Annotated in this window: 12 protein-coding genes; 9 read left to right on the top strand and 3 right to left on the bottom strand. The window is 38.6% G+C overall.

Features of this window, described 5'->3' with window-relative positions; translation table 11 throughout:
- The first annotated feature begins 3 nt into the window (after positions 1–3).
- From ppk1 to AB669_RS00890, 4 genes are all read left to right on the top strand, one after another.
- Positions 4–2,031: a polyphosphate kinase 1 gene (gene ppk1 / locus AB669_RS00905; protein WP_047797396.1), complete on the top strand. Its 2,028-nt coding sequence runs from the start codon at positions 4–6 to the stop codon at positions 2,029–2,031.
- 8 nt (positions 2,032–2,039) lie between these two features.
- On the top strand, positions 2,040–2,939 hold the full coding sequence (locus tag AB669_RS00900; RefSeq protein WP_047797395.1) for an SdiA-regulated domain-containing protein: 900 nt from the start codon (positions 2,040–2,042) through the stop codon (positions 2,937–2,939).
- Between the two features lie 38 nt (positions 2,940–2,977).
- Positions 2,978–6,583: a BamA/TamA family outer membrane protein gene (locus AB669_RS00895; RefSeq protein ID WP_082120550.1), complete on the top strand. Its 3,606-nt coding sequence runs from the start codon at positions 2,978–2,980 to the stop codon at positions 6,581–6,583.
- 138 nt (positions 6,584–6,721) lie between these two features.
- Positions 6,722–9,133, top strand: coding sequence for a hypothetical protein (locus AB669_RS00890; RefSeq protein ID WP_053058192.1), 2,412 nt, complete (start codon positions 6,722–6,724; stop codon positions 9,131–9,133).
- Between the two features lie 92 nt (positions 9,134–9,225).
- On the opposite strand, the gene AB669_RS00885 is transcribed toward AB669_RS00890, so the two are convergent.
- Positions 9,226–11,277, bottom strand: a complete 2,052-nt coding sequence (locus AB669_RS00885; RefSeq protein ID WP_231582608.1) for an LTA synthase family protein — start codon at positions 11,275–11,277, stop codon at positions 9,226–9,228.
- A 76-nt stretch (positions 11,278–11,353) separates the two neighbouring features.
- Between AB669_RS00885 and AB669_RS00880 the strand changes: the two genes are divergently transcribed.
- Entirely contained in the window at positions 11,354–11,710 is a 357-nt protein-coding gene (locus AB669_RS00880) for a two-component system response regulator (protein WP_047797393.1), read from the top strand.
- Here the strand turns inward: AB669_RS00880 and AB669_RS00875 are convergent, their stop codons facing one another.
- The gene (locus AB669_RS00875; RefSeq protein ID WP_047797392.1) at positions 11,711–13,015 is read right to left on the bottom strand and encodes an AarF/ABC1/UbiB kinase family protein; all 1,305 of its coding nucleotides are present in this window, start codon (positions 13,013–13,015) and stop codon (positions 11,711–11,713) included.
- A gap of 6 nt (positions 13,016–13,021) precedes the next feature.
- Positions 13,022–13,675 (bottom strand): TetR family transcriptional regulator C-terminal domain-containing protein, encoded by a 654-nt coding sequence (locus tag AB669_RS00870; RefSeq protein WP_047797689.1) that lies wholly within the window; start codon positions 13,673–13,675, stop codon positions 13,022–13,024.
- A gap of 222 nt (positions 13,676–13,897) precedes the next feature.
- Here AB669_RS00870 and AB669_RS00865 point away from each other — a divergent pair, with 222 nt between their 5' ends.
- From AB669_RS00865 to AB669_RS00855, 4 genes are all read left to right on the top strand, one after another.
- Positions 13,898–14,752, top strand: a complete 855-nt coding sequence (locus tag AB669_RS00865) for an HD domain-containing protein (protein ID WP_053058191.1) — start codon at positions 13,898–13,900, stop codon at positions 14,750–14,752.
- Positions 14,753–14,867: 115 nt separating this feature from the next.
- Positions 14,868–15,008: a twin-arginine translocase TatA/TatE family subunit gene (gene tatA, locus AB669_RS21740; RefSeq protein WP_082120549.1), complete on the top strand. Its 141-nt coding sequence runs from the start codon at positions 14,868–14,870 to the stop codon at positions 15,006–15,008.
- A gap of 74 nt (positions 15,009–15,082) precedes the next feature.
- A complete protein-coding gene (locus AB669_RS00860) occupies positions 15,083–15,283 on the top strand; it encodes a hypothetical protein (protein ID WP_047797391.1) in 201 nt (66 codons plus the stop codon).
- 254 nt (positions 15,284–15,537) lie between these two features.
- Positions 15,538–19,119, top strand: coding sequence for a PKD domain-containing protein (locus AB669_RS00855; RefSeq protein WP_082120548.1), 3,582 nt, complete (start codon positions 15,538–15,540; stop codon positions 19,117–19,119).

The raw sequence follows: 19,119 nt of genomic DNA, 5'->3' as shown, positions 1-19,119 counted from the left end.
TAAATGGCTGTAACTACATACTTCAACAGGGACTTAAGCTGGCTAAAGTTTAACGAAAGGATATTGATGGAGGCAGAGCGGAATACAGTACCGCTTTTAGAACGAATTAAGTTTCTTTCGATCTTTTCTTCCAACCTGGATGAGTTTTACCGGGTGAGAATGCCCGTCCTGCTGGCTTTCGAAAAGCTAAGTAATCGTGAGGACAATGATATCAAGATTCAGGATGACCTTTTAAAATCCGCCAATGATTTAATTGCAGATCAGCAACAGCGGTATGGCAAAGTATTACGACAGGATATTATCCCTCAGCTTAAGGAACATCACATTCACCTGATTTATGGTACTTCTTATCCCGAAGAGATTGGAAAAAACATTACGCAGTATTTCCTGAGTCAGGTAATGGCTTTTTTACAGCCGGTTTTTTTAACGGAACAGACCGATTTTTTTCCATCCAATAACAAGCTTTATTTCATTGTTTCGCTCCAGGTTCAAGGAGAATCCAAAACAGTTGTACTAAACATCCCATCGGATGAGCTGCCCAGATTCTACAAGGTTGATCGGGAAAAAGAGATATTTGTGGTTTTTCTCGATGATATAATACGGTACCATCTGGACAGGATTTTTCCGGATGCGGAGGTAAAGGGTTGTTACAGTTTTAAAATTACCCGCGATGCGGAAATTGATCTGAAAGATGAATATTCAGGTAATTTATCCGAACAGCTGGAAAAGCAGTTACTAAAACGGGATTTAGGTCTCGCTACACGCTTTTTGCATCAGCCAGACATTCCTGATGAGGTGATGACATTAGTGAAGAAGGTTTTTAATTTAAAGAAAGCCAACAGGATAGAAGGCGGAAAATACCATAACCTCAAAGATTTCATTGCGTTCCCGGTAAAATCAAATCACCTTTCCCAGCCCTCCTGGCCTAAGATCTGCAACACAAACATTATCGATGGCACGCTTGCCGAATCGATATACAAACAGGATATTATTGTTCATACGCCCTACCAAAGCTACGACAGCATCCTTCGTTTTTTTAACGAGGCGGCAATAGATGCTACTGTTGAAGAAATCTATGTAACCCTATATCGGGTAGCCAGCGATTCAAAAATTGTGAATGCCCTGATGAGCGCTGCAAAAAATGGAAAAAAGGTTACGGTGCTGATTGAGCTGAAAGCACGGTTTGATGAAGAAAACAACATCAAATGGGCTAAAAAGATGAAAGCTACCGGCGTAAATATCATTTATAGCGTTACCGCTTTAAAGGTGCATGCTAAAGTTGCCCTGGTAAAACGTAAAGTCGAGGGAAGGATGCATTATGCCGGGCTTTTGGCTACCGGCAACTTTAATGAAAGCACGGCAGCATTTTATACCGATCACATATTGATGACAGCCGATAAGGAGATGTTGAGGGAAGTGGAGTTGCTTTTCATTTTCCTGGCCAAGCGGGTTAAACCTGGTCCTGATCACTTTATTGAATTTAAACATCTCCTGGTAGCACAGTTTAATTTACAGGAGCGCTTTTTACAGTTAATTGACCGGGAAATTGAGCAGGCTAAACTGGGAAAAGATGCCGCTATTACCATTAAGATGAATAACCTTGAAGAGAAAGTTTTGATCAGTAAACTTTATGAAGCTTCGCAGGCCGGGGTGAAGATCGAGCTGATTGTAAGGAGTATTTGCAGGCTGATAGCTGGTGTAGCGGGCATGAGCGCAAATATTAAGATCATCAGAATTGTAGACCGGTACCTGGAACATGGTAGGGTTTTTGTGTTCCATAATCAGGGTAACCCTGACGTTTTTCTCGGTTCTGCAGATTGGATGAATAGAAATATCTATAGAAGAATAGAGGTTTGCTTCCCGATTAAAAACCATAAAATTAAGCAGGAGATTCTAGACATCATCACTATCCAGAAACAAGATAATGTGCAGGCTAATGTAATTGATGCAGAAATGAACAACGTCCCTGTAAACAATAATGAGAAAAGAGTGGCTTCACAGGAGGCCATTTACGAGTACTTAAAAGATTAATTAACCCTATGAAAAAAAATAAAAACGGAATAGCCATCGCATTGGCCTTATCGGCAGTGGTTTTTGTAGCAGCATCCTGCGTGAATGAAAAACATGATGAGCAGGCATCTTCAGAAAATACAGTTAGCGCTTCAGGTAAAACTGCATTTCCTTACGACCTGGAAAATCCTGTGAAGTATAACATGCCTCAAAATTTGTTTGAGATTTCAGGTATTGTTTTCCATAAAGGTAATGTAAAAGAGGTTTTTGCCATTCAGGATGAAGACGGTGATTTGTTCCATCTAGGACTAAGCGATAAGGAGTCGAAATTTACTAAATTTGGTGGAAAAGGTGATTATGAAGATGTAACCATTATTAATGACTATGTAATTGTTTTGAAAAGTAATGGTGAGCTGCATACCTTCCCACTATCGGGAATCAATGGTCCGGAAGCAAAGGGTGTTGTAAAAACAAAAGATCTGGTACCCAAAGCTGAGTATGAAGGGCTGGCCGCTGATGAGCAAGCAGGAAAGATTTTTGTGCTGACAAAGGAAGTGAAGAAAGGTAAAGCGAATCAGACTGATGTCTTTTCATTCAGATTTGATGCCGGTAAATTTACACCCGATAAAACCTACAGCCTTCCGTTTAAAGAAATAGCTGAAGTAGCAGGCGACAGTAAGGTTAAGTTCCGTCCTTCGGCTTTAGCTAAAAATCCTTCTACCGGAGAATGGTACATTTTATCGTCAATTAATAAATTACTGTTGGTAACAGATGCTGATTTTAAGGTTAGAACGGCTTATCCGCTTAAAGGCAGCTTTTTTAATCAGCCTGAGGGGATTGCTTTTGATAAAGAAAATAACCTTTATATCTCAAATGAAGGTGGAACGCTGTCTGCCGGGAATATCCTGTTATTTAAACTGAAAAAGTAATAGGTTAAAAATACTTATCTTTATATAAACGCCTGACTATGATTAAAAGATTTACCCTATTTATTATTTTGCTGTTAACACGGTTTATTGTTTTAGCACAGGATGATGTAAAATATCGTGTTATTCTTTTTGGAGACGCCGGAGAAATGAACCCTGCACAAATGCAGGACTTAAAAAATGCTGCCAAGCAGATTATCCCAAAAAAAACAACGGTTGTATATCTTGGCGACAATATATATCCAACAGGGATGGGCTTGCCTGGCAGCGTTGAAGAGGAGGAGACAAAAAAGATTTTAAGATCGCAGTTTGAACCGATGCGCAAAATGGGCGCACCGGTTTATTTTATTCCGGGTAACCACGACTGGGATAAATCGGGACCTAAAGGACTGGCGAAAATTAAAGCACAGGATGATTATTTAAAAGCACAAAATGATCCTTTACTCAAACTCATTCCTGATGATGGCTGTCCTGATCCTGTAGAGATTAAGCTGACCGATAAACTTACCATTATTGCTTATGACAGCGAGTGGTGGTTATTTCCATACAACAAAGCAAATCCGGCAGGAGAATGTGATTGCCGAACCAAAGATGAGGTTTTGGTACGTATGGAACAACTCCTGGAGCAGAATAAAGATAAGGTGATATTACTTGCTTCTCATCATCCTTTTCAGAGTTACGGGCCGCATGGTGGTTATTTTAACCTGAGAAACCACCTGTTTCCTTTAACCTCATTAAATAAAAACTTATATATACCATTACCGGTATTGGGCTCAGTTTATCCCATGCTGAGATCGACATTGTTGAGTCCCGAAGATTTGAATCACCCGGCTTATAAGGATATGATTAAATCGATAACAGGAGTTTTCGGCGATTACCCTAATGTAACTTACGTTGCAGGACATGAACATGGTTTACAACTGATAAAGGGTAAGCAACTGCAGATCATCAGTGGTTCTGGCTCGAAAGTATCACCCAATAAGGAAGGGAAAACTTCGTTATTCCATGAAATGCAACAGGGTTATGTGGTTGCTGATCAGTTGATGAATAACGACATGCGTTATGAGTATTATGTGTATTCGGATAGCAGTGTTAAAAAGGTTTACAGCTACATTAAGAAATTCGAGTCCATCCCCGCTAAAGTGAGGAACCGGGATAAACCAATCACTGCGGATAGTGTCATTGTGCGTGTAAAGCCCGAATACGATAGCGTAGGACGTTTTCACCGGTATGTTTTTGGAGAGAACTACCGCAAAGAATGGGCTGCCAAAACCAAAGTGCCTGTGTTGCGTATTTCAGAAATGATGGGCGGTTTAAAAGCTACACAGCGTGGGGGTGGAAATCAGTCACGCTCGTTGCGGTTGGAAGATAAAAACGGGAAGGAATATGTATTGCGGAGTATTGAAAAATATCCGGAAGTGTTGTTGCCGGAAGCTTTGAGAAATACGTTTGCCAAAGATATTATCAAAGACAACATGTCTGCACAGCATCCTTTTTCTGCTTTGGTTGTGCCTGAACTGGCTAGAGCAGCTAAGATTCCGCATACTAATCCGGTTATTGGCTGGGTATCGCCCGATGATGGCTTAGGTGAATTTGAACCGGCTTTTGCAAATACACTTTGCCTTTTCGAAGAACGTGAGCCCGTTGGTGAATCGGACAGCTCGCCAAAAATGGATAAAAAGCTGACGGATGATAACGATAATAAACTGGATGGCCCGGCCTGGGTACGTGCCAGGGCTTTAGATGTATTGCTCGGCGACTGGGACAGGCATGAAGATCAATGGCGTTGGAAAGAAACCAAAACTAAAGATGGTTCGAAGTATACACCGGTTCCCAGAGATAGAGACCAGGTATTTTACCGTTCGGATGGTTTTCTTCAGCGTTATACACAATCCTCATCACTATTGCCTATGATGCAGGGATATGAAAGACCCATAAAAAACATAAACTGGTTCTTATGGGAGGGAAGGGAGTTAAGCAGTCGCTGGACCGCCAATATTGATGAGGAGGAATTTGATCAGGTTGTAAAGGAGTTCTGTGCCAGTTACAATGATGAAGTTTTTGAAAAGGCATTGCGTAAACTTCCGGAGCCAGGTTATTCGATGCATCATGACGCTTTGTTGTCCACACTAAGGGAACGTATAGCTGATTTACCTAAGATGATGAATGATTATTATCATTTCTTTAACCGTATAGTTGATATTGAACTCACCAATAAAAATGAACTCATCAAAATTACTGACGCTAAGAATAATGGTTTGAGGGTGAAGATCAATAAGATTTCGAAGGAAGGCAATATTAAAGACGAGTTGTTCGACAGAAAATTTGATCCGAAGGTAACTAGTGAGCTTCGGATTTACATGCACAATGGTAACGATAGCCTGATATTGGATAACAAAAATTCTGGCATTAAAATTCGCATCATCGGAGGCAAAGGGGATAAATACTATGACTTTGCCAAAAGCAATGGTTTTGTAAGACTTTACGGCAGAACTACAAAAGCAACCTATCAGGGAGAAGATAAGGATAAAGTGAGAAAGGTAATTTCAAACGACACCTCCAATTTCAGTTATATTCCAAAAGATATGTACCGCAGAAATTCGTACCTGGTTAACGCTGGCTACAATAATGACGATGGTATATTACTCGGACTGATCTATAACCAAACCAATCCAGGATTCCGGAAGCAGCCTTGGGGGAATTCTCAAACGCTGTCTTTTCTACATTCCTTCTCTACCCGGGCATTTCGTTTCAACTATAAAGGTGAATGGTTGAAAGCATTGGGTAAGGGTGATATTGTAGTTAAAGGCGATGCCTATGCGCCTAACAATACACAAAACTTTTTTGGCCTTGGTAATGACACGCAGTTTGATGAGCATGGTGATGAAATCCGTTACTACCGTGCCCGCTTTAACCTTTACCAGATTGATGCAGCTGTTCGGTGGCGCAGGCCCAAATCTACCTTTTCGATCGGACCATCGTACCAGTACTATAAATTCAACCGTGAGGATAATGATGGACGCTTCATCTTAAATGCCGGTGCACTACATTCATCGGATAGCTCGACGGTACGAAACGAAAAGATGTTTGCCGGTGCAATTGTTAACTTTACCAACAACACCCGTGATAACGACTTGCTTCCTACACTTGGAAGCTACGTGGATTTCAAATTACTGGGCTATAAAGGGGTAAATAAATATTCCAACTCATTTGGTCAGTTTACAGCCAGTATTTCGTTATATAAAAATCTGGATGGAAGAAAGAACTTTATTCTGGCTGACCGTTTTGGTGGGGGGGTAACGGTGGGTAAGCCTGCTTTCTATCAGTCATTATTTTTAGGCGGGCAGGGTAACCTCCTCGGGTACCGCCAGTTCAGATTTGCAGGTGAGCATGTTTTTTATAACAATCTGGAGTTAAGGGCTAAGCTTGGCGACCTGGTGAGTTATGTATTACCAGGACAAGTTGGCTTAATGGGTTTTTATGATGTAGGTAGGGTTTGGAAAAGAGACGAAGCTTCGCAAACATGGCACCACGGGATTGGTGGAGGGGTTTATTTCGCTCCCGCATCACTCACAGTTGTTCGATTTGTGATGGGACACTCAACCGATGGGTGGTACCCGTATGTTTCTTTAAATTTTAGGTACTAAATTTGTGTAACATTATTATAGGTGGTTTATCCAAGTATTACGTTAGAAAGACCATTGTTGGTTTACTATCTGTTTATCTTTGTTGCAGATTAACAAATGATTAACCACTAAAATTTACACTATAGCAGAACATATACAATGAATACCGATGTAATAAAAATACATAAAAACGAGTGTATAGGTTGCCAGGTAGAATCTTCGCTGTCTTTTCGCCCCCTTGTGCAATACCTTAAAGACAGGTTAAAAACAGAAAAATCTGTAAAATCAGAATTTTACAGATTTTTGCTTCAAAAAATTGAAAAGGATGATGTGTTGTTGAACAGCATCAGTGCGGAAGAGTTATCAAAATACAAAGATACATTAGAACTTATTTTTACCATCCTCACCCCTTTGATGGATGATGAGGAAGATTTGTTCTGGGCATTAAGTACGCCCATTCCTGATCAGATTTTTTTCAGTACTAATGCCTTCTACCAGTTTTTTAAAGATCATGATCCGAAAAATAAAGTGGTGAAAGATAGTGAGCCTGTAGAAAAAAAGCAGCTTAAATTTATTTATAATATTATTCTCGACCGGTTTTATAATTTCACTTCTGTTTTAAGAAATGAGATTATTTATGGCCATGTTAATGAAAAAACCAAGTTAACCCAATACTATAACATTCAAACGGATACCAAGTTTGTTGATATCCAGCATAAGGGTGAATTGCCGGAGATTAATTTCGAAGAATTAAGTCAGTATTTTCAGGATAATAATGAATTGGAATACCTTATCACACACCTGCCTTTACAAAACTTTCATTTCGAAGGATTCAGCATTATTTCAATTACTGATGTTACCCTGCACCATGCCATTGATGGCATTCGGGATGCGCTGGTTAACCATAATTATCAAACTGAAGCCTATGCGCATGTGATTCAGGCGCTTAAAAGCCTTAGCGGTGATGGCAACCTTGAATTTGGCTTAATGCCATTTTTAACGGTGAATAAAAAACTTGTTTTTGATAATAAGGAGTTTTCTCAAAGTATGCTGATTAACTCGGCAAAAGCATCAAATCTTGAAGAAGAGGTTTTTTATTCTTTAGTTGATAAGTATAAAGAGAATCCCAGAGCCATCTTTGTCAGTTCTATTAATGATGATCAGATAGAGAAAGATCCTTTCTTAAGGGTCTTAAAAGCGGCTGGGGTTTGTTCATATTCAGTATTACCCGTATACTATAATACCCAGCTAGCGGGTGTTTTGGAGGTTTATTCTAATCAAGAGGTTTTGGTGGACGATAAATTGCTTTCGCGTTTAAGGCCTGCCATACCGCTGATTGGTCAGTTATTTCAGTATAGTATCGAAGAATTTGATGCTAAAATGGATGAGGTATTGATGGATAAGTTTACTGCGCTGCAACCTTCTGTTCAGTGGAAATTTAATGAAGCAGTGTGGCATTTCCTTCAGCAGCAAAATAGCAACAGCAAAGTAAAAGAAATTGAAACGGTTACATTTAAGCACATGTATCCTTTGTTTGGCGCTATTGATATCAGAAATTCGACCATTGAGCGAAACAGGGCTTTAAAAGATGATTTGAACGTGCTTTTGAATAGCCTGATGGCTGCTTTGAAAGCGATTCGAAAATCTGTGTCTCTGGAGTTGACTGATAAACTTTTATTTAACTGTAAAGACTGGATCAAACGGATTGGTAGCCTGGCTTCTTCTAATGAAGAAAGCCAGTTAAATGAATTTCTGGAAGTGGAAGTTTATCCTTTTCTTTCTATTATTAAAGGGAATGATCCTGAAACAGCCAAAATTGTAGAAGGATATTTCGAGGTTATTGTACCGGAAACCGGTGCGGCTTATGCCAACCGCAGACAGCTTGAGGTATCTATGCAGCTGATCAATACTGAAGTTAGTCAGTATCTTGAAAAATCACAAGCTAATTTACAGGCAAGTTACCCTTGTTATTTCGCCAAGTTCAGGACTGACGGTGTAGAGTATGATATTTACATCGGACAGGAAATTGCGCCACATAAACCTTTTGATTTGCTGTATTTAAAAAATATCAGGTTATGGCAGCTTACTTCAATGGTAGAAATTGCCCGTTTATCAAAAAGCTTAATTGGTGAGATGCCTCGTGCGCTGGAAACCACACAACTTATTTTCATACACTCTAACGCAATAGATATCAGCTTTAGAAACGATGAACGTCGGTTTGATGTGGAAGGTGCCTACAATATCCGTTATGAAGTGGTTAAAAAACGTATTGATAAAGTTTTAGTGAAAGGTAGTGATGAACGCCTCACGCAACCTCACAAAATTGCCATGGTGTATTTCAATCCTGATGAAGCGAAAGAATACATGGAATACATTAAATACATGCAGGTGCAGGGTTACCTAAATGATGACCTTGAGCAGTTGGAACTTGATGAACTTCAAGGTGTTTCAGGATTAAAGGCTTTGCGCGTTGGTGTTAAGTACCCCGAGAAAAATAAGGACATTACCAAAAAGCTGAAACCTAAGGAGCTGAAGTCGATAGAAAAAGAAATCGCAAAAATGCTGGGTTAACCTTTAATCATAATATTAACCCTGTTAAGTTTCGATTCAACAGGGTTTTTTTATTGCTTATTATCTGCCATAGAATTTCTCTATCGCTATATCTAGTGTTGATGATTTTTAATGCTCAGCTTTCCGTCTTTAAACAAGTCGAAAGCTGTTTGATAGTTGGCAATGCCCTCATTGATTATGTTGGCTGAAAGTTTCGCGGCTTTTTGTTCATTTGTAGATTTTTGATATAAATAAGTGTCTACTTTATGTTGGGGACTTAAAAGTACCAAACTATCTCTTTTCAAATAGCCGAGCCTTTGGTATGTACCGATAAAGGCCCTCGGCTGATATTGATCTGATAAAACATTCTGGCCGAAAAAGTCACTTGTATAACTCCAGCCCAGCAAGTGCCAAAGGGTAGGAAAAAGGTCGATTTGCGAAGTCATTTTATCTATATTCATTACCGGATGATTCTTTAGATTCAGGATTATGCATGGAATCTGGTATTTTGAGACGTCTATTTCGTTTTTTCCGGCACTGCTGGCACAATGATCGGCAACAACGATGATGACTGTATTTTTGAACCATGGCTTTTTACTCGCATGATCTAGGAAGTTGCCGATAGCATAATCTGTATACCGAACGGCTGCTTCGCGCGTTCCGGAAGGCAGGCTTATTTTGTGTGCAGGAAATGTATAAGGCCTGTGGTTGGAAGTTGTCATCACAAAATTATTAAATAAGATGTTGTGCCTGTATTTTTCATCCGCATCCTTGATCACCACGTTAAATATATCTTCATCACAAATTCCCCAGGCGTTTTCAAAGGTCACTTCTTTATCTGGTATGATTGTTCTTTTACCTTCGTAGGTCTCATCAAGCAATTTTCGTCCACGGTCTGCAATGTTGTAACCGTTGTTTCCGAAAAAGTGATTCATGTTATCGAAATAGCCATCGCCACCATAAAAAAATGTATTGGTATAGCCATGTTGATTGAAAACATGACCAACAGTATATAAATCTTCGTTATCCGTTCGTCTTACAATGCTACTGCCTGGGGTGGGTGGAATAGCAAGTGTAAGGGCTTCCATTCCCCGCACAGTTCTGGTGCCTGTAGCATACATATTGCTGAAAAATATACTTTGATTAGCCAGGCTGTCCAGGTTGGGTGTTAGATTATCTTTGTTACCATAATGAGATAAGAATTCTGCACTTAAGCTTTCTACGGTAATCATAATTACATTGGGTTTGTATGCCGAATCTGTTCCGGCTATTTTCCGCAGAATGGTATTCCCGCTTTTAAATGATGCATTTGACTGCCACAACTGATTGCGGACAATTGAAAGGGCCTGCTTCTTGTTAATCAACTTATAAAACTCATTGTAGTTTAATTCATTATTTTTAAAAGCAGCAAAGAATGAATAAATACCGGCTTTGCTTAGTTCGTTTGCATATCTGTTATTTCCACATTCAGCAGTACTATTTTTAATAAAAACCGAATAAAGTAGTAATAAAGAAAGGAGAACTGAGGAAATGTAAAAGCGTGTCTTCAGACTCGTATTGCTTTCGAAACTGTTTTTGAAAGCCTTCAAACGGAAAAACAAAAACATGACGCCAGTTGAAATTACTACAATAAGGCCGGTTAAAACTGGAAGTGGATAAGACTCATTAATATTATTGATGACTTCATAAGTATAGATTAAATAATCAACGGCAATAAAATTAAACCTGCTTTGAAATTCCTGCCAAAAAGTCAATTCAGCAAAAAAAGAGAAGAATGTTAACACGATGAACATGAATAGAACTATTTTGGTAATAATAATGTTCCATTTCTGTTTATAGATCTTTTCAGGTAAAATAAGCAGATAAAGTGTGTAAAGTGAACTGATCATGATTGCCGTTCCCAGATCGAAAAATAAGCCAACACCATAAAACCGCAGTATATTAGAAAAACTGAAATCTGCATGTTGTGCCGATTCGATAAAAAGTATGGTACGGACAATGAATGAAAATAAGAGGAAGTAAAGGATAAAGCCGGTTAGTAAAGCGTAGCGGCTTTTGAATATTTTGGTCATTACGATCAGTGATTGAGTTACAAAGTAACCAACCAATTCTGAAGAAATACTGAACTTTGGGTCGGTGCTGAGTATAGTGGGTACTCTGATCACACAAATGTTTTGTGAATAGGATATTTAACAAACATTCTTTTTACTATATTTAAAGAATATTATTCCTTAGTTTTTTATGAAGAAAAAGGTTGTGCTTGTTCAGGATAATAAAGATATCCTAGATATTATGGATCAAGTATTGGAAGAGGAAGGCTTTGTAGTGACGTCGTCGTTAACAACAGAACCCATCGAAAAAATTGACGAAATAAATCCTGACGTTGTGATTGTTGACGATCATATTAAAGGAAAGAAAAAGGGATCTGAAGTGATCAAAGAATTGAAGGCTGATCCTGAAACTGAAGATGTGTCAGCAGTTTTAACTTCCACATCAAACAATATTGCGCAACAAGCCGAAGATTGCAATGCCGATGACTTTATTGAGAAGCCATTCGACATTGAACACATGGTTGAAGTAGTTAAGAAAAATGCCTGATTAACGGTTAAGCGTGGGTTCGTAGGTATCAGTGTTCACCGTAGCCTGAAGTTCGTGTAAAATCTGGTACAAGCCGAAGTTTGTGCGGTTAACATAAATAAAATGCTTAACGCCACGTGCCTGTTTAAATTCCGGCATTTTAGAAATTTTCTCTCCATAAACATACAGCTGGTCGAAGAATTCCGGCTTGCTGAAGTCAAAAATCTTACTGATGTATGGTTTCGCAAAAAGGCTGATCATTTCCCTGTAAGATTTATAGTAGAATTCGACCTGTTCATCGGTATCATCTGAATGGATCATATCGAGCTTTCTGAAAGCATCGATGGTCTTCTGTTTATCGTTAATTACGTCGGTTGATATCAATGAGAAAAACGGATAATAAAAGTCATTTGGCATTTCTTTAATACAACCAAAATCGATTACGCCAAGGTTCTGATCGGGTGTGATCATAAAATTGCCCGGGTGTGGATCTGCGTGAACAGCCCGTAATTCATGCTGCTGGAAATTATAGAAATCCCATAGTGCCTGCCCGATTTTGTTTCTTAACTCCTGTGAAGGATTGGTTTTGAGAAATTCTTTCAGATGCAAACCTTCTAACCAATCCATGGTAATGATTCGTTTGCCAGATAATTCAGGATAATATTTAGGAAATACGACGTGATCGAGGTTTTTACAATCTTCAGAAAACTGAATCGATCTTTTAACCTCTAGCTCATAATCTGTTTCTTCGAGTAAACGTTCTTCTACTTCTTTAATATAAATATTGAGTTCTCTTTCAGACATGCCCAGCAGACGGAATGCAAAAGGTTTTACCAGCTTAAGGTCTGAGGAAATACTATCGCCAACGCCAGGATATTGAATTTTTATGGCCAGTTTTTGGCCGTTAAGAGAGGCCTGGTGTACCTGGCCAATAGAAGCAGCATTGCTTGATACCAGATTAAAAGTATCAAAAATCTGATCCGGAGTTTTGCCGAAGTTTTTTGTGAATGTTCTTACAATAAGCGGTCCGGATAGGGGGGGAGCATTGTATTGCGATTGCGTAAATTTATCAACATAAGATTTCGGCAGGATATTTTTATCCATACTTAGCATTTGCGCAATTTTTAAAGCACTTCCCTTCAACTCGCTGAGCGATTTATAGATATCGGTAGCGTTATCCTCATTAAGCTGTGCGCGATCCATTTCTGGATTGAACAGCTTTTTTGAATAGTGTTTGATATAATTACCTCCGATTTGAAAACCGGTTTTAACAAATTTTGCCGAACGTTCTACCTTCGTGGTTGGAATACTCTCTTGTGCCTTCATCTAAAATTACAGTCCCATCTTTTCTTTAAACTTTCCATTGCGTGATAAAAATTTTCCATAGTCGATCAGGTTATCGATTGGAGAATGTTGAAAAAGATCAAAAGTTACATTAATTCCTTTTTCAATGGCTTCATCACTTTTTTCAAAACCATCACTATCATCATTTATCCAGAAATTGACAATAAAAGCAAACTGAATCCAAAGCGCATCTTTGTAACGTTTGCTTAGAAAGCGACGCTCTGCAAGCTCTCCATTATCTAAACCTTCATCTATAATCTCCTGCGCAAAATTTTCAAAAATCGGCTTAACACCTGCAAGGACATCCGGAGTAGAGAATTTGCCTTTAAAATTTTTAAGGCTATATATCACAAAACTTCTTTCGCGCTTCAGGTTTTCCAGGTAACTGTAAAAAAATGAAAGCATCTTTTCTCTTGACGTATATTGCTGCCAAACCTCCTGCTCTTTAATTTTACTGATGGTTTCGAAAGTCAACTCAAACCAAACCGTTTTCTCGATACTTTCAAAAGAGGAGTAAAACTGATAGAAATCAGCTTCGGTTATTTTAAGCTTTTTAGCAAATGAATAAACCGATTTCGGTTTTTCATTGTTTGTTAAAACATAATCAATATATCCGTTTCTAATTTGTTGAGCGGTTGCCATAGTTACTTTTTTACAATGATAACGCTTTAGTGAATACCTTGTTTTATCAGATAGGTATTTGTTAATCATGTAATTGTAATAATCATTTTCAAAATAAATGAAAGTTTGCTTTTGAGCTAATAAAATTAGTTAGTAATGATGCAATGTTGATATCTTAATTTCTTTTTAGCTAAATATATTAGTAATTTCGGCTTCTAATTTATTTAATAACAAAGGGAAAATATGATACAAATAAATGATTTTTTATATGGTAAAATGGATTTCCCGCAGGTGTTTGAAGATCTTTTAAATACAGACGCTTTGAAGCGATTGGGAGGTGTTCATCAAAGTGGTGCAATTTTTCTGGTTAACCCTGATATCTGCCACTCACGCTTAGAGCATGCAATTGGAGTTACCATGCTGATCAAAAAACTTGGTGGATCGGAACTAGAACAAATTGCAGGCTTGCTACATGATATTTCACATACAGCATTTTCTCACGTTGGTGATTATGTTTTCGATCATGTTGAAGAGGATTATCACGAGCAGGTTTTTGCTGAAATTATCTATCGATCCGAAATTCCTGACGTGTTGCTGAAATATGGTTATGATGTTAAAGAAATCATATACGGAACATTTGATATTCTGGAACAACCAATGCCTTTTTTATGTGCCGACCGCTTAGATTATACTTTACGTGACAGTATACACGGCGGGATTATTTCACGTCAAAGTGCCCGCAACTTCCTATTATCGGTTGTGATGAATAATGGCAGAATGGCCGTTAACGATGATCAGCAGGTGGCCTGGATTAATGAGGTATTTGAAAAACTGAATAATGAGGTATTTAAACTTCCGTTACACCTGTATGCAAACGGGAAGATGGCCGAACTGATAAAAAGGTTTCTGCATAAAGGGCTCCTTAAGGAAAGCGATATGTTTAAAACGGATACGCTGTTGTTAAATAAAATCAGAACGAACTATGAAGGATACGAAGCAATCAAGGCGATTAAGCAACTCAGGGGGTTATCTGAATACATTCGGCATGGTTCATTGCCAAAGATCAAAAACCGAACTTTAAAGGCAATGCTGGTTTAATAAAGCAGCAATCACCTATTGGATTTTTCATTTCCAGATCAAGCTTTTTTTGAAATGTTTGCTTTTAAAAAAACATTGTCCGGGCTTTTATCGTATATTGTATTAAAACATATATATGTCGGCTATAGAGATCATTTTAATTGGGGTTGTTATACTGTTAATTTTTGGTGGTAAAAAACTTCCTGAATTGATGCGTGGGATTGGAAAAAGTGTTAAGGAGTTTAAAGAAGCAAAGGAGGAACCTTTGAAAAAATAATACCAACACATTTATTATTGACCAGGTTCAAAACTTTCTATGCATGGAGTTGTTCTAACTCAAAGTTTAAACTCATGGAAAACCACGGTAAAGATCACCCGAAATCAAATGTGAATACACAGAATCAGGATGAAGCCTCTAAAGGCTTGAACGACTGGAATGATCGTTTGGATGAAAACCTGGAGCCTAAGTCGCATAATGATGAGGTAGCTGACGAAAATGCGAAAGATTTTTCCGAGCAGTTCGGTAGTGGCGATCAGTCTGATCAGGACTAACGAAATCTATATTTTATATAAGCTTCTTATCTATACTTTGAATTAGGCTATCTGTTGACTGAAGCCCATTCTTACACCTTTCTCTCCAGATGAATTGATCATGATCGTTTTAATGATCTTCAATTTATCCATTAGCACAATATAAAAAGTGTTAAATTTCCATTATTGTCTTTTTTGTTCTATTCTTTAAATGGTATATTGCATATCTATTTAGAATAAAATGTCTTTCATAAGCCGAATAAACTAATAAAATAATGTGTAAGCTTTGGCTATTGGTTGGTGTGTTTCTATTATTTCTGTTGCCAGCTACTATTTTCGGGCAAGCGACCTCCAATAAAGGAAAAGATTTTTATTTGCCATATTCAGCACACGTGGATGGTAAAACCTCGAGGATGAATCTGATTTTATCTGCAGATTACAAAACAAATTATAAGATATCTGTTGGGAATACAGTAGTTGCTTCGGGAACGATAAATGCAAACAGCTCAGCTCCGATTGTTATTGATCCTAATTCAATTAATGTTTACATCGAGAGTTCTGAGGTTGTGGAATCGAATATGGCTGTTCATGTTGAGACTGATATGCAGATATCTTTGTATTGCATTATCTATAACAATAACAGGACTGGTGGAACAATGGTGATTCCAACCACAACCTTAGGCAAAGAATATTATGTTTTTTCTCATGAAAACCTTGGAAATAAAGGGGCAAACATTTATTCTGAGTTCAGTATTTTAGGGACTGTTGATAATACCCTAATTAATATTGTTCCAAAACAGACTTCCAGAACTGGGGGCCATACTGCAGGTGTACCTTTTTCTATAACGTTAAATAAAGGGCAAATTTACCAATATCAGGCTGTTGATGACCTCTCTGGAACTTATATCAGCTCTGACGGTGATTGCAAACCCATTGCTGTTTTTTCCGGAAATAGCTGGGTTGCGTTTTGTGAGTCTGGTAACTCGAGAACTCCATCAGGTGGGGATAATTTATATCAACAATTGTTCCCTGTATCTGCCTGGGGAAAAAACTTTGTGACCTCCCCATTTTTTAACACACTACACGGAAATACTGATGCGTTTAGAATAATTGTTGCTGAGGATAATACTTATGTAACTGTAAATGGGAGTACTACATCTGCAAATGGAACTACTTTAACAAACCCGTATAAAAAAGGTTCAATCATCAATTTTTATTCTACGGGCCCAAATGTAATATCCAGTGATCGTTCAATTGCGCTGGCTCATTACCAGACTTCCCAGACCTGTAATCCAAGCAATACAGGTGCAAATGCAAATGCACCTTTTCCTGGTGATCCGGAAATAACGGTATTAAACCCAGTTGAGCAAACGCTTAATGATATTACTGTTTTCTCTGACATAAAGAGCTTTTTGGGTACAAAAACCAACATCAACAAATACTTTATTAACGTGGTGATCAAAACTGCGGAAGTTGCATCGTTTAAATTAGATGGTACTGCTTACTCATCATCGTTTGTTCCGATTGCCAATTCCGATTATAGTTATGCTGTAATTGATGTAACAGGCCTACAAGCTCAGCATAGACTGACTGCGAGTGGCGGGTTTTCAGCCATTGCCTATGGATATGGTGTTGTTGAGTCTTATGCATATCTTGCAGGTGCAAACGTTCAGAGTTATACTTTTCAGGCAACTGATCTTGCAGAGAATACCATAACATCGGGATGCGCAGGAGATGGATTTAAAGTTAAGATTAATCTTACTGGTGAGGCTACTGAACTGATTTGGAATTTAGATGGGGCGAACACAATAAAGCAAACTAATCCGGTTGCCATTCCTACTACCAAAGACGGCCTTCAGTTTTACACTTACAATTTTCCTGATGAGATAGACATACACAAAGCAGGTGATTATAATTTTAGCGTACAGGTTACCTACAAGAACGCTAACAATTGTGGTAACATGGAAACCATTAGTAGCGGGTTTATTATTTATGAAAAGCCTGATGCCACTTTTAATGTTTCCGAACGGGTATGCTTAGGGAATTCTGTAACACCAGTAATCGTAAACGGCAGTACCAACGCTCCCGTAACTAAATGGAAGTGGCAATTTGATGATGAAGTTATTGAGACAGAAAGTCCTACCTACACATTTAAAACGATTGGATCTCATATAATTAAATTATCTGTATCCAACTCGGGGGGATGCTGGTCAGATGTGATAGAAAAGAAAGTGGAAGTTTACCCGGTATCTCAAAGCAAGTTTGATGCACCTGCTATAGGCTGTGTGAATGCGCCGGTTACCTTTACTGATCAATCTACCGTTGATAATTCTGTTAACACATCTTCAATTTCTTTCTGGAAATGGGATTTCAACGATGGTACAAATCCTGAAACTAGAACCGACAGTAAGCCATTCACGCATGTTTTTACCAAAATAGGTGCATACACTGTAAAGCTTTATACCACCAGCAGTGCAGGTTGCAGTGGCACAATATATGAAAAAAGGATTGACATTACGGCAATTCCAACGGCCGACTTCACTTTGCCCGATGTATGTTCGAGTGATGGCTTAACCACATTTGTAAATATATCGGTAGATGCTTCCTATGGGGCAGGAACCTTTACTTATAAATGGGACTTCGGCGACCCGGCGAGTGGAGCAAATACATCAACCGAAAGAGATGGTAAACATCAGTATGTAAATCCAGGTCCTTATGAGGTTAAACTCACCATCATTAACTCCAATGGATGTGAAAATACCAGTACTAAATCTTTTATCGTTAACGGACGTGTAGATAAAGCTGAATTTATGGTGCTAAATATTGATAATTTATGCAGCAACAATGATGTCGTGCTCAGGAGCGGTTTTACGGCGCTGGTAGGCAAAGTTGTAAAACTCGAAATTTATAAAGATTACACCGCAACAGGAGTCAACACGATTACCAAAACGGTGATGTATCCTAATCAAACTGATGAAATTCATTTAACCTATGATGCTTTCGGAGGAAATCAGGTTCAGAAACATACCATCAGGATTGTGGGTTATACCGGTGACAATTCTGTTTGTACAAAAGAGGCGATTCAGGAAATCACTTTGAAGCCTGTGCCCCGGATTTTATTCAACGATATGGCTTCAGTTTGTGAAAATGATGGCAGTGTGATGTTTACTTATGCCAACGAAACTTCAGGAATCATTGGGAAGGGCATTTATACGAGCGATGGCAAAGGCATGGCCGAAGATGGTCTCTATAATCCGAAAGTTGCCGGTCCAGGAAGTCATATGATTACCTATACCTTTAAGGCTGATAATGGTTGCGAAAATGCAGTGACAAAAACAGTAGAAGTTTATGAGTCGCCTGTAACTGATGCGGGCGAAATCATTTACATTTTGGCAGGTGGTCAACTTCCCCTTCCTGCCACAGCCGAAGGCAAAAACTTAACCTACAGCTGGTCGCCGGCGCTGGGGCTTAACCGTACAGATGTACTAAACCCGGTAGCGGCACCGGAAAAAGATACCGAATATACCCTCACTGTAACTACCCAGCCCGATGGTTGTATGGCAACTTCATCGGTTATGGTTAAAGTATTGCAAAGTATAAATCCGCCTAATGCATTTACGCCCAACGGGGATGGGGTAAATGATGTATGGTTAATTAAATATTTAGAATCATATCCACTTGCTACTGTTGAGATCTTCAATCGTAACGGGAACAAGGTGTTTTCCAGTAATGGATATCAGACTCCATTCGACGGAAATTATCAGAATGAACCATTGCCCGTAGGTGTATATTATTACATTATCAATCCGCGCAACGGCCGGAAAACAGTGACAGGACCATTAACAATTATCAGATAG

The sequence above is a fragment of the Pedobacter sp. BMA genome, from assembly GCF_001027745.1.
Classification (GTDB): domain Bacteria; phylum Bacteroidota; class Bacteroidia; order Sphingobacteriales; family Sphingobacteriaceae; genus Pedobacter.
This window is presented reverse-complemented; position numbering and strand designations above follow the sequence as displayed.